General features: G+C 62.6%; 10 protein-coding genes. 4 read left to right on the top strand and 6 right to left on the bottom strand.

From position 1 onward, the window contains the following. A complete protein-coding gene (locus ABID16_RS17545; protein ID WP_354557660.1) occupies nucleotides 1-978 on the bottom strand; it encodes an L-threonylcarbamoyladenylate synthase in 978 nt (325 codons plus the stop codon). An 89-nt stretch (nucleotides 979-1067) separates the two neighbouring features. Continuing rightward, nucleotides 1068-1679: a DUF6656 family protein gene (locus ABID16_RS17540; protein WP_354557659.1), complete on the bottom strand. Its 612-nt coding sequence runs from the start codon at nucleotides 1677-1679 to the stop codon at nucleotides 1068-1070. A gap of 243 nt (nucleotides 1680-1922) precedes the next feature. Between ABID16_RS17540 and ABID16_RS17535 the strand changes: the two genes are divergently transcribed. Continuing rightward, a complete protein-coding gene (locus ABID16_RS17535) occupies nucleotides 1923-3710 on the top strand; it encodes an acyl-CoA dehydrogenase family protein (RefSeq protein WP_354557658.1) in 1788 nt (595 codons plus the stop codon). A gap of 22 nt (nucleotides 3711-3732) precedes the next feature. After that, a complete protein-coding gene (locus tag ABID16_RS17530) occupies nucleotides 3733-4491 on the top strand; it encodes a crotonase/enoyl-CoA hydratase family protein (RefSeq protein ID WP_354557657.1) in 759 nt (252 codons plus the stop codon). A gap of 54 nt (nucleotides 4492-4545) precedes the next feature. On the opposite strand, the gene ABID16_RS17525 is transcribed toward ABID16_RS17530, so the two are convergent. From ABID16_RS17525 to ABID16_RS17515, 3 genes are all read right to left on the bottom strand, one after another. Then, a complete protein-coding gene (locus tag ABID16_RS17525) occupies nucleotides 4546-5127 on the bottom strand; it encodes an exopolysaccharide biosynthesis protein (RefSeq protein ID WP_354557764.1) in 582 nt (193 codons plus the stop codon). A gap of 90 nt (nucleotides 5128-5217) precedes the next feature. After that, on the bottom strand, nucleotides 5218-6477 hold the full coding sequence (locus tag ABID16_RS17520; RefSeq protein WP_354557656.1) for a class I SAM-dependent RNA methyltransferase: 1260 nt from the start codon (nucleotides 6475-6477) through the stop codon (nucleotides 5218-5220). Beyond that, the gene (locus ABID16_RS17515) at nucleotides 6474-7223 is read right to left on the bottom strand and encodes a TlyA family RNA methyltransferase (protein ID WP_354557655.1); all 750 of its coding nucleotides are present in this window, start codon (nucleotides 7221-7223) and stop codon (nucleotides 6474-6476) included. Before ABID16_RS17515 ends, ABID16_RS17520 begins: the two co-directional genes overlap by 4 nt. Before the next feature lie 228 nt (nucleotides 7224-7451). Between ABID16_RS17515 and ABID16_RS17510 the strand changes: the two genes are divergently transcribed. Together ABID16_RS17510 and ABID16_RS17505 are read left to right on the top strand one after the other, a co-directional pair. Further along, on the top strand, nucleotides 7452-9302 hold the full coding sequence (locus tag ABID16_RS17510) for a methyl-accepting chemotaxis protein (RefSeq protein ID WP_354557654.1): 1851 nt from the start codon (nucleotides 7452-7454) through the stop codon (nucleotides 9300-9302). Nucleotides 9303-9378: 76 nt separating this feature from the next. Beyond that, nucleotides 9379-10407 (top strand): DUF4424 domain-containing protein, encoded by a 1029-nt coding sequence (locus ABID16_RS17505; protein WP_354557653.1) that lies wholly within the window; start codon nucleotides 9379-9381, stop codon nucleotides 10405-10407. Nucleotides 10408-10737: 330 nt separating this feature from the next. Here the strand turns inward: ABID16_RS17505 and dxs are convergent, their stop codons facing one another. After that, nucleotides 10738-12651 (bottom strand): 1-deoxy-D-xylulose-5-phosphate synthase, encoded by a 1914-nt coding sequence (gene dxs, locus ABID16_RS17500; protein WP_354557652.1) that lies wholly within the window; start codon nucleotides 12649-12651, stop codon nucleotides 10738-10740. Nucleotides 12652-12683 lie beyond the last annotated feature (32 nt).

The raw sequence follows: 12683 nt of genomic DNA, 5'->3' as shown, positions 1-12683 counted from the left end.
TCATTTTCCTCGGGGAGCAGCGGCGCGCATCAGGCGATCGTTGATCGCTTCGCCCAATCCTGTCATGGGCACTGGCGCAATCGCAATCGAAAAAGCACCCGTCCGATCGGCGGCGCGCAGCGTCGAGAAGAGATTGGCCGCTGCCTCGCGCAGGTTGCCGCTGGGACTCAGATCGAAGAGAGCGACGGCCTTGTCGGCATCCACGACGCTCTGCCCGCGGAAATTAATCAGCGCTTCGCCGAGCGAAACACGGCTGGCATTCAGCCGCACCTTGGCGTCCGGCGCATAATGCGAAGCGAGCATCCCCGGCGCTTCAATCGCGGCCGTCTGGCTGACATCGCGCAGCACCCGCCCGCCGATGACACGCTCGATATCCTCGACCGACAGCCCACCGGGGCGAAGCAGATGCACGCCCGTTTCGTCCGATTTCACGATGGTCGATTCCACGCCTACCTTTGTCGGCCCGCCGTCGAGGATCACGCGCAGCTTCTGCCCCAGATCGTCCTCGACATCTATTGCCGATGTCGGGCTGATGCGGCCGGATGTGTTGGCGCTGGGGGCTGCCAGCGGCTTGCCGAAGCGCGCAATCAGCTTGCCCGCAAAGCCTGCCGGAACGCGCAAGCCCACGGTCGAAAGACCTGCCGTCGCCAGCGGATGAATGGCGCTGCCCGGTTTCAGCGGCACGACCAGCGTCAGCGGTCCCGGCCAGAAGGCCAGCGCCAGCTTGCGTGACATCGTGTCGAACTCGCCATACTGTTCGGCCATCGCGAGATCCGACACATGGCAGATCAGCGGGTTGAAGCGCGGCCGGCCCTTCTTCTCGTAGATGCTCGAAATCGCATAGGAGCTGGTGGCGTCTGCCGCGAGCCCATAGACGGTCTCGGTCGGGATGGCGACCGGCTCCTCGCGGGCAAGCGCTGCCAGCGCCGCGTCCATGCCGGCGTCTGCCTCAGTCTCGATGTCGTAGATCGTCGCCATGCGCATCCTTCCGATGGGCTTCACTACACGCCCGCGCGGTTGAAATGCAATGGAGGAGTGGGGCGCCTTGCCGTGCCGTCCCTGAAATATCAGCCGATGGCCCGGATGATGGCGCGCAGCTGCTCGCTGCGTGCACCCAGCATCAGCACATTCTTCATCGCCTGCTTGGGATCGTGCGTGCGGAAAATGAGCCCGTTGCCGCGCACGGCAGTGTTGATTGCAAGCTTCGGCTTGTCGCCGCTCTTGTCGGTCGCCATGGCGACAGCGAAATACATCCGGCCCTGGCGCGGATTGATATGCTCGAAAAAGCTCTCCGATGTACCGATGTCGGCGAGGAAATTGGCGATATAGAAGCCCCAGGTCACCTCATCATATTCCGCAAATTTCGTCTTCGAGGCGGTGACGTGGCAATAGCCAAGATGCGGCGCTGCCGCGAGCGTGCGGTGAAAGATCAGCTTGGGAAACTGGATGGCGCGGTGGAACGCATTCAGACGTTCATGCGTCGTCTCGCCTGCCCGCTCGAGACGCTTGCCGGTTATAGCCGCCACCTCCTGATAGCTGAGATAACGCTTTTCTTCCTCGACCCAGGTATCTTCAGGCCGGACGATGCGGCCGGTGCGCAAGAATTCGGAATGCACAGCCACGGGCAGCTGCGATTTCTTTTTCACCTTGCTGCTGTCGAAATACCTCAGAACCGGCATGTTCAATAATTCCGCCACACAACCTACCCAAATTCTGCCGCAACATGGTTAATCTTTTATTGACCGTGGGTTGCCCAGGACTGGAGCATGCTTACCCCAAGATCCTGTCCAGCATCAGTCTGCGGCAGGCTCGAATTCGCCTTTGACGTTGACGTTCACGTAAAAATAAATTAGCCATTGGACGAATTGACAAAGGGATGCGCCCATCCCCGTATGGGCGCAAAATTGTCGGGAGGATTATCGATGTACAAGGCGCCAGTTGAAGAAATCGCGTTCACCCTGAAGCACGTCGCCGGACTCGGCGAGGCCATGGAGCAGGGCCTGCTTGGGGATCTGAGCGAGGATCTCCTGGACGCCATCCTGACGGAAGCCGGTCGCTTTGCCGAAGAGGAAATCGCCCCGCTGGCCGACATCGGTGACAAGCAGGGCGCACGGCATGTCGACGGCGGCGTCAAAACGCCGGACGGCTGGGCGGAGCTTTACAGGCGCTGGGCGGAAGGCGGCTGGAATGCGCTTGCATGCCCGGAAGAGTTCGGCGGACAGCATCTTCCGCAGTCGCTCCACATGGCGACGTTCGAGATGTGGAATGCCTGCTCGCTGGGTTTCGCGCTGGGTCCGATGCTGACCATTGGCGCGATCGAGGCTCTCAACGCACACGCCTCTGATGCCCTGAAGGAAAAATACCTGCCAAAGATGGTCTCGGGCGAATGGATGGGGTCGATGAACCTCACCGAGCCGGGTTCCGGCACGGATCTCGGCGGCATGAAGACCCGCGCCGAGCGTCGTCCTGACGGCACCTATCGCATCTTCGGCCAGAAGATCTTCATCACCTATGGTGAGCACGATTTCACCGACAACATCATCCATCTCGTGCTGGCGCGCCTTCCCGATGCGCCGAAGGGTTCCAAGGGCATCTCGCTCTTCCTCGTGCCGAAGTTCTTCGTGAACGAGGACGGTTCGCTCGGGAGCCGCAACGACCTGCATTGCCACTCCATCGAGCACAAGCTCGGCATCCACGGTTCGCCGACCTGCACGATGATCTTTGGCGACGGCAAGTTCGGCTCCGAAGCCGGGGCCGTCGGCTGGCTGGTTGGCGAAGAGAACCATGGTCTCGCAGCCATGTTCACAATGATGAACAACGAACGCCTCGGCGTCGGTATGCAGGGTGTCGGTGTTTCCGAAGCCGCAACACAGAAGGCAACGGCCTACGCCCGCGAGCGCCTGCAGGGCCGCGCACCCGGATGGAAGGGCGAGGGCATGAGCCCCATCATCGAACATCCGGACGTTGCCCGCACGCTGGTGACGATGCGCGCGTTGACGCAAGGCTCGCGCGCCATGACCTATGCCTGCGCCTTCGCCATCGACATGGCCATGCGCCTGGAAGACCCGGAAGCCAAGCGCCACTGGCAGGAGCGCGCCAACCTGCTCACCCCGATTGCCAAGTCCTTTCCGACCGATGCCGGCGTGGAAATTGCCTCGCATGGCATCCAGGTCCATGGCGGCATGGGCTTCGTCGAGGAAACAGGTGCGGCCCGCTACTATCGCGATGTTCGCATCACGCCCATCTACGAGGGTACGAACGGCGTGCAGGCTGGCGACCTCGTTGGCCGCAAGCTGCCGCAATCGGGCGGCAACCACGTTCGCGGCTTCATTGCCGAGCTGAAGGAAATTGCCGAGCAGGTTCGCGGCTCCAACCTTGGCGGCTTCGGCAATACGGCGGACAAGCTCGACGCCTCCATCGCCGATCTGGAAGAGGCCTCCGAATGGCTGCTTGCGGCGCTCGCCGCCGGCAAGGCCACCGAAGCCGCATCAGGCGCCACAGCCTATCAGCGCCTCTGGGGCCTGACGCTCGTCGGCTGCTATCTTGCCAAGGGCGGCCTCGTCGATGCCGGTGACGGCCGGCAGCCGGGTCGCATCGCGCTCTGCCGCTTCGCCGCCGAAAACCTGATCTCGGAAACGGCATCGCTCAAGGATCGCATCATCAACGGCGTGGATGCGCTTGCCGCCGCGCGCATGCTGCTCGCGTCCTGAAGTCATCCGGGAGGAGGAAACCATGACCGACCATATCCTGATCGAACGCCCGGAAACGCATCCGGGCGTCCTCGTCATCCGCATGAACCGCCCGGACAAGAAGAATGCGCTGACGCGGGCCATGTATGAAACCATGGCCAATACGCTGGTTGCGGCCAACAAGGACGACACCGTCCGCGCCGTCGTGATATTCGGCGTGCCCGGCAGCTTCTCCTCCGGCAACGATCTGGCAGACTTCGTGGCAATTGCCATGGATCCGCAGGCCAGCCGCGACGTCAACCGCTTCATCTTCGAACTGGCGCGCTTCGAAAAGCCGCTTCTCTCCGGCGTCGATGGTCTCGCCATCGGCATCGGCACGACGATGAACCTGCATTGCGACATGACGTTCGCTACCGCACGCACCGAGTTCCGCACGCCCTTCGTCGATCTTGCACTCGTGCCGGAAGCGGCCTCGTCGCTCATCGGCCCCCGCATCATGGGCCATCAGCGCGCCTTCGCGATGTTCGCCGCCGGCATCGGATTTTCGGCCGAGGAGGCCCGCGACGCAGGCCTGATCTGGAAGATCGTCAGGGAGGATGAGTTAGAAGCCGAAACCCTGAAGGCCGCCGATCGTCTCGCCTCGCGCCCGCCCAAGGCGCTGGCGCTCGCCCGCAAGCTCTTGAAGGGCTCCGTTGGCGAAGTCGAGGCGCGCATGAGCGAGGAACTGGTCCACTTCGGCAATCAGCTCAAGTCGCAGGAAGCCATGCAGGCCTTTCAGGCGTTTATGAGCCGTAAGAAATGACAGAAATGGCGGCCTCGGCCGCCATTTTCATATTCACGCTTATATTTCAGACTGTTAGATCAGAATAACGCGTTCGACGAAATAGAACGCGGCTTTCACCATGCCGTAGATCACGCCACCCGCGATCACCATGGAGACGACAAAGGCGACGATGCCGGCGAGCGTCCATACGCCGTCGCGCCCCAGAATGCCGAAGCAGAAGATGCAGATCGTCAGCGCTGGCAGCATGTTGCCGAGCGGGACGGGCAGAAGCAGGACGACCGCGAGGATCAGGCAGAGCAGGCCGACGACATATTCGAACGGCGGCTCGGTGAGGAAGGAAAGCCGCATTTTCAGGAGGCGTTCGGCCCAGGTCAGCCAGGGATGCGCCTTGTTGATGATGCTGGCGAAATCGGCCTGCGCTATGGAGCGGTCGGCGATAATGCCGGGGAGCCAGGGTTTCATGCCGAATGTCAGTTGCGCGGCCAGAAACACCAGCGGTGCGCCGAGAATGGCCGATGTCCCCGGCGGTGTGGGCATGATGTTGGGAAAGGCAAAGACCAGCATCAATGCGCCGATGGCGCGATCGCCGAGCGTGTCGAGCAGGTAGCGGATTGAGATGCGCTCATTGGTCGTATCGTCGGCGATCTTGCGCAAGATCCGTGAGGTTCTCACCCGCCGCCTTTTCGGCGCTGCCTCTTTCACGATACCTGCCGCCTCATCGACCATGGACACAACAACCCTACTCTATTTCTTCGGCCGCTCCAATGCAGCCACGACTTCCACATGCGGCGACCAGAGAAACTGATCGATCGGCGTGACGGCGACCACGCGATAGCCACCGGCGACGAGGATCGAAAGATCCCGCGCGAGCGTCAGGGGATTGCAGCTCACCGCGGCAATTTTACGAACTGTTGAACGCGCAAGTTCCTTCGATTGCGATTCAGCACCCGCACGCGGCGGATCGAAGACCACCGCGTCGAAATGCTTCAGCTCGCTCGCCATCATCGGACGGCGGAAGAGGTCGCGCCGCTCAGTCGTGAGAGGCTTCAGGCCCTGACGCTTGCGCGCGGCCTGTTCAAGCGCCGCAACCGACGGTGCGTCGCCCTCGACGGCATGAACCTTCGACTGCTGCGCAAGCCGGAGCGCAAACGTGCCCGAACCGGCAAAGAGATCAGCCACGGCCTTCGCCTTGCCGACAATCCCGCTGACCAGCTCCGCCATGGCCTCTTCCGCCTCGACGGTTGCCTGGGTGAAGCCACCCGCCGGCGGGCTGGCCTCGATGTCGCCGAAGCGCACGATCGGGCGCGTCGGCTCGATCAGGATTTCGCCATCCACGCTGACGCGGGCAATGCCGCGCAGCTTGAGGATGATGGCAATCGCTGACTGACGCTGCTGATCGGAAAGTTTCGGCATGCCTTCGACCGAAATGTCGAGCCCGGTCAGCGTTTCCAGCACAGCCATGCGGAAGGCTTCGGCATTCGGCGCCAGCGCCCGGCCGACGATGCGAATGTCCTCGAGCCGCGCCACGATGGACGGCTTGAGGACGGCACATTCCGAAATGTTGACGATGTGATGGCTGCCGGCCTGGTTGAAGCCGAGCAGCAATTCCTTCTCAGTCTTGCGCGCCGCAAAGACCGCGCGCCGCCGCTCGCCGGGATGGGCGGCAATCAGCGCGCCGACCTCGACATCGATGCCCTTGGAACGCAGCGCATTGACCACCAGCCCGCGCTTGAATTCGGCATAGAGCGCGGGATCGACATGCTGCAGCGAACAGCCGCCGCAGGCGCCGTTTTCGCCATCCGGGCCGAAATGCCGACAGACGGGCGCGATCCGGTCCGGCGAAGGCTCGGTGATCGCCATGATCGTGCCTTGCGATTTTTCAACCGCCACCTTCAGCCGGTCGCCGGGATGGGAAAACGGCACATAGACCGGACCGTTTGCGGTTTCCGCAATGCCGTCGCCTTCGGCGCCCAGCCGCGTGATGTCGAGAGTGATTGCGCTCACGCCTTGCGCCCTCCAAGCAGATATTCGTGGTTTCCATCGCCACCGGCGATGGGTGAGTCGGTGACGCCGATCGGCGACCAGCCGGGCTGGCTGGCAAGCCATTCGGCCAGTTCTGCAGCGATACGCGGGCCGGCGGACGCATCTTTCAGGATGCCGCCCTTGCCGATCGCCTCGCGCCCCGCTTCGAATTGCGGCTTGACCAGTAACACGCAGAAGGAACCGGAAGCAGCAAGGGACAGGGCAGGCGGCAGGGCAAGCCTCAGCGAGATAAAGGAAACATCCGAGACGACCGCGCCGATGGAGCGGCCCTCGACATGCGCCGCAGAGAGCTCACGCGCGTTCAGCCCTTCCAGTTTGGCGACCCGCGCATGGCCGACAAGGCTTTCGTGCAATTGGTCATGTCCGACGTCGACGGCAGTCACATGCCGCGCGCCGCGCTCCAGCAGAACCTGCGTGAAGCCGCCGGTCGAGGCGCCGATATCGAGACAGTCGAGCCCGTCCGGCGACAGTGCGAAATGATCGAGCGCGGCAATCAGCTTCAGCGCTGCGCGAGATACATAGGTCTGTGCCGGATCGTCGATCTCGATGGCCGCAGCGGGCGAAACGGTCTGCCCCGGCTTGGTCACAGGCTTGCCGTCGACGCGCACAGTGCCGCGCGCGATCGCGTCGCGGGCGCGCGAACGGGTCGCGAAATGGCCCTGCGCGACGAGCATCTGGTCAAGCCGCTGTTGATCACCTGTTGTCATGCCGCCGTCTTGGCCTGCGCTTTTCAACAACGCAAGGAAATTCGAAGGCTGCCAATCGGTGTGGCCCGAGACTTCGTGAGTCGTGGCAAGTTAAAAATCACTACAACACATTGAAAATCAACAGAATTTGACAAATATCAATTTCCTATTTTAACATACCTTAACGGATTTCTGGATAGTGTGGCTCATGTAAGGGCTTCGCGCACGCGGAGCGGTTGGAGCTTGTCCATGTTGTCCAGACTTCGCGCACTTCCCCTCACTGCGCAGATACTCCTGAGCGTTTCCGCCGTGCTGATCGCCGGCGAAACGATCAAGGTCGCGACCGACATTGCCGGCGACAAGCGCCGCATCGAGACCAATGGCGAGCTGCGCGGCAATGCGGCCCTCGACATGCTGGAGGCCGTTCACGTCCAGGCCATGCTCAATCGCGGCCAGATCGAAGACGGTGACCCGGCGGTGGAAACGCTGAACGGCACGATGGCGCAGTTTTCCAAATCCAATGCCGGGATTGGCATCTGGATTGTCATGGGCGACAAGATCCTGAATTTCCAGAAGCAGCAGGGCGGTCGCCAGCTGCCCGCCCATGACGATTTCGACAAACAGGTTATCACCTCAAAAGAGCGCGCAGCCACCGTTGCCAACGGCACGACGCTGCGCATCTCCCGCCCGGTCATTCTGGGGCAGGGGAGTGCTGCGGATGAACGCTGCGGCACTTGCCACACCGGCATGATGGAAATCCAACCCGGCGAGGCGATGGGCGTCTACAGCGCCGCCGTCGATCTTGGCCCCGATCTCGCCGCCTGGCAGCAGCGCCTCACAGGCCGCATCCTGACCGGCCTCGGCACGCTGGCCGTGACGCTCGTCCTTATCTTCGGTCTCCTGCGCCTCACCACGCTCCGGCCGCTGCGCCGGCTGGCTGCGCTGACCAGCCGTCTTGCCGCCGGCGATCTCTCCGTTTCCACCGGCATGGCCCGGCGCAAGGACGAGATCGGTGCGCTGGCCCGCTCGCTCGATGTCTTCCGCGATGCCTCCGCCGCCAACAAGCGGTTGGAAAAAGAGGCGGAAGAACATCGCCTCACCGCAGAGGCCGATCGCCTCGCGGCGCAGGAAAAGGCCGAAGCCGATGCCGCCGACCGGCTGCGCATTGCCACATCCGGCCTTGCAGGCGGCCTCAAGCGTCTCGCGTCTGGCGACCTCTCCGTCAGCCTCGACACCCGCTTCGCGCCCGAATTCGAGGAGCTGCGTAAGGACTTCAACGAATCCGTCCGCCAGCTCGGTGAGACGCTGATCGCGATCCGCGATGCCGCGGGCTCCATCGATCAGGGCAGCAACGACATCGCTTCGGGTGTCGGCGAATTGTCCAAACGCACCGAAAGCCAGGCCGCCTCGCTCGACGAGACGACAGAGGCGCTCGCCCAGATCACCCAGCACGTCGCATCCTCCGCAAAGCGGGTGGCAGAAGCCCGCAACGTCGCGGCGCAGGCCAATGACAGCGCCCGCAAGTCCGGCACGGTCGTTGCCAATGCCGAAGAGGCGATGGGCCGCATCGAAGAGTCTTCGGCCAAGATCGCCAATATCATCAGCGTCATCGATGAAATTGCCTTCCAGACCAACCTTCTCGCGCTGAACGCCGGCGTCGAGGCCGCGCGTGCCGGTGACGCCGGCAAGGGCTTTGCGGTCGTAGCGCAGGAAGTGCGCGCGCTCGCCGGCCGCTCGGCAGACGCGGCGCGCGAGATCAAGACGCTGATCGAGAATTCCTCCCGCGAGGTCGCCGGCGGCGTCGCCCATGTCCGCGATACGGGCGAGGCGCTGCACCTGATCAGCACCCATATCGTTTCGATCAACGAACTGATGGACGCGATCACCAAGGCGAGCGGCGAGCAGTCGACCAGTCTTGATGCTGTCAACCGCGCGCTCGGCACGCTGGATCATGTGACCCAGCAGAACGTCTCCATGGTGGAACGCACCGATGCCGCCACGACCGGGCTGGCCAACGAGGCCTCGCATCTGCGCGAAATGGTGGGACGCTTCAAGTTGTCTGACGGCCAGTGGGTGAGCCGGTCACGCGACGCTGCCTGATCTTGCCCGGCAGTCTCTTGCCGGAACCGCTGCGCCGTGCTTATCGTCTGTCCACGACTTGAGGGGACAGACAGCGATGACGAAGACCGTGCAAACCCTTTGCGTTCTGGCAGCGCTTGGCCTTGGAGGGGCTGCCCTCCCGGCACTCGCGAATGACTCGACCGCGCAGATGAAAACCGGTGGCCTCGAATTCGTCCAGACCGACGATATCGAGATGGCCGAGGAAAAGCTTTATGTCTCGCCGGACAAGGTGACGGTCGAATACCGCTTCCACAACAAGGCGACGAAGGACATCGAGGCGCTGGTCGCCTTTCCGATGCCCAACCTCGAAAGCGGCCTCGAAGTGAACGTGGCCATCGACTACGACGCGGGTGATAACTTCCTCGGCTTCACCGTCAATCAGGACGGCAAGGACATCAAGCCGGAATTGCAGCAGAAGGCGCTGGTCCACGGCGTCGACCTGACGGACCGGCTGAAGGCTCTCAACATCCCGCTCGTTCCCAATTCGAAAGCCTCGACCGAAGCCCTTGAAAAGCTGCCGGCCGACAAGCTGGCCGAACTCGTCACGCTCGGCCTGGCGCGCGTCGATCAATGGGACGACGGCAAGGGCATGAAGGATCATCCGACGTCGAACTGGACGCTGAATTCCGTCTATTGGTGGAAGACCGTCTATCCCGCCGGCAAGGACGTGATCGTCAAGCACAGCTACAAGACCAGCGTCGGCGGCACGGTAGACGTGACCTATCTGGACGAAAACGGCCAGCCGAAGGGCGAACAGTGGAACGACTACGTCAAGCGCTACTGCCTCGATGACGACATGGTCAAGGTTGCCCAGAAGAGCTGGAAACAGAACCAGGCCGGCAAGGGCCCGCTCTATGTCGAAAACTGGATTTCCTACATCCTCATGACCGGCAACAACTGGGCCGGCCCCATCGGCAAGTTCACCCTGACGGTGGACAAGGGCAAGCCGGAAAACCTCATCAGCCTCTGCGGCGACGGCATAAAGAAGACGGGTGCCACGACCTTCGAGATGCAGAAGACGGAGTTCTATCCGGAGCGGGATCTGGAGATTCTGCTGCTGGTGCCGGCGAATTTCCAGCAGTGAGCTGATTGACGCGCGGACGCTTCGGTCAGCGTCTCAGTTTAGCTGACACTAAGATTGCGGTCGTCAGAAAAGCGAAAAAGAAAAACAAATACAAGGATATGAGGCCTGGGAGAGTGAAGAGAATCCAGTCGGAAAAGGCGTTCTGCGGAAGAAGACGAAAGATAATCTGAATTCCAAGCCAGAACGCGCCCATTGCGAGCACCGCGCTGAGAAACAAAATCAGTGCAAGCCCCAAAAGAAACTTAGCTTTCGATGGCTTTGACATGGAAGAAACCCTGGTAGCCGGCACGCCTTTGGAAACCGGATTTCGATAGAGCGTTTTGAGGAGCCTCAAGCCCGCTGCGTGAGATGCGCCGTCCCCAGCGCCGCGAACACCGTCCTGACGATGCCTTCGCGATCCAGACCGGCCTTGGCATACATGGCCTCGGGCTTGGCCTGATCCATCCACACATCCGGGAGAACCATCGGGCGCACCTTCAGGCCGCCGTCGATCAGGCCTTCGCGGGCGAGGAATTGCAGGACGTGGCTTGCAAAGCCGCCGATCGAGCCTTCCTCGATGGTGACCAGCACCTCATGCTCGCGCGCCAGACGGCGGATCATGTCCTCGTCGAGCGGCTTGGCAAAGCGCGCATCGGCGACCGTGGTCGAGAGGCCCGCAGCCTCCAGATCTTCCGCCGCCAGAAGACATTCCGCAAGGCGCGTGCCGAAGGAGAGGAGGGCGACCTTGGTGCCTTCCTTGACGATGCGCCCCTTGCCGATATCGAGGATCGAGCCGCGTTCCGGCATCTCGACGCCGACGCCTTCGCCGCGCGGATAGCGGAAGGAGATCGGGCCTTCGTCATAGGCGACGGCCGTGCGCACCATATGCTTCAGCTCCGCCTCATCGCTGGCCGCCATCACAACAAAGCCCGGCAGCATGGCGAGATAGCCGGTGTCGAACGAGCCCGCATGGGTCGGCCCGTCGGCGCCGACGAAACCGGCGCGGTCGATGGGGAAGCGCACGGGCAGCTTCTGGATCGCCACGTCGTGCACGACCTGGTCATAGGCGCGTTGCAGGAAGGTGGAATAGAGCGCCGCAAACGGCTTCATCCCGTCGCAGGCAAGACCGGCCGCAAAGGTGACCGCATGCTGCTCGGCAATTCCGACATCGAAGGTGCGGGCCGGAAACGCATCGGCAAACTTGTCGACGCCGGTACCCGACGGCATGGCGGCGGTGATGGCGACGATCCTGTCGTCAAGCGCGCCTTCCTGCACCAGCGTCTCGCCGAAAACGGCGGTATAGCTCGGCGCATTCGGCTTCACCTTGGCCTGTGCGCCGGTGATCACGTCAAACTTGTTGACGCCATGATACTTGTCGGCGGCGGCCTCCGCCGGCGCGTAGCCCTTGCCCTTCTGCGTCACGACATGGATCAGAACCGGGCCCTGCTGGTTGTCGCGCACATTGCGCAAGACAGGCAGGAGATGCTCGAACGAATGGCCGTCGATGGGGCCGATATGGTAGAAGCCGAGCTCCTCGAACATCGTGCCGCCGGTGACGTAGCCGCGCGCGTGCTCCACAGCGCGGGTGATCGCCCGGTCCACCGTCTTGCCGAGGTAAGCCGTCAGTTTCTTGCCGAATTCGCGCACGCCCATATAGGTGCGGCCAGAGGCAAGGCGGGCCAGATAGGCGCTCATCGCGCCCGTCGGCGGGGCAATCGACATGTCGTTGTCGTTGAGAATGACGATGAGGCGCGCATCCAGCGCACCGGCATTGTTCAGCGCCTCGAAGGCCATGCCGGCCGACATCGCGCCATCGCCAATGACGGCGATCACCCGCCGGTCGCTGCCCTGTAGGTCGGCCGCGACAGCCATTCCGAGGCCTGCGGAAATCGAGGTCGAGGAATGGCCGGCGCCAAAGGGATCGTATTCGCTCTCACCGCGCTTGGTGAAGCCGGAAAGCCCGTCTTCCTGGCGCAGCGTGCGGATGCGCTCGCGCCGGCCGGTCAGGATCTTGTGGGGATAACACTGGTGGCCGACATCGAAGATGATGCGGTCGTCAGGCGTGTTGAAGACCTTGTGAAGCGCGATCGTGAGTTCCACGACACCCAGCCCGGCACCCAGATGCCCGCCGGTCTTGGAGACAGCGTCAATCATCTCCGCGCGCAGCTCGGAAGCAAGCTGCGGCAAGTCACGGTCTTCAACCTGTTTCAGGTCCGCCGGAATATGGACGGTGTCGAGCAGCGGTGTGGAGGGTACGCTCGTCAATGGATGTCGGCCTTCTACAGCAATTCCGGCAG

The sequence above is a fragment of the Limnomicrobium aquaticum genome (genome assembly GCF_040545545.1).
In the GTDB taxonomy this organism is placed as follows: domain Bacteria; phylum Pseudomonadota; class Alphaproteobacteria; order Rhizobiales; family Rhizobiaceae; genus Ensifer_A; species Ensifer_A aquaticum.
This window is presented reverse-complemented; position numbering and strand designations above follow the sequence as displayed.

Coding starts and splice junctions, on each gene's coding strand:
- ABID16_RS17540 (WP_354557659.1), bottom strand. CDS start 1,679: ATGCCGGTTCTGAGGTATTTCGACAGCAGCAAGGTGAAAAAGAAATCG.
- ABID16_RS17505 (WP_354557653.1), top strand. CDS start 9,379: ATGACGAAGACCGTGCAAACCCTTTGCGTTCTGGCAGCGCTTGGCCTT.
- ABID16_RS17510 (WP_354557654.1), top strand. CDS start 7,452: ATGTTGTCCAGACTTCGCGCACTTCCCCTCACTGCGCAGATACTCCTG.
- ABID16_RS17545 (WP_354557660.1), bottom strand. CDS start 978: ATGGCGACGATCTACGACATCGAGACTGAGGCAGACGCCGGCATGGAC.
- ABID16_RS17535 (WP_354557658.1), top strand. CDS start 1,923: ATGTACAAGGCGCCAGTTGAAGAAATCGCGTTCACCCTGAAGCACGTC.
- ABID16_RS17515 (WP_354557655.1), bottom strand. CDS start 7,223: ATGACAACAGGTGATCAACAGCGGCTTGACCAGATGCTCGTCGCGCAG.
- ABID16_RS17530 (WP_354557657.1), top strand. CDS start 3,733: ATGACCGACCATATCCTGATCGAACGCCCGGAAACGCATCCGGGCGTC.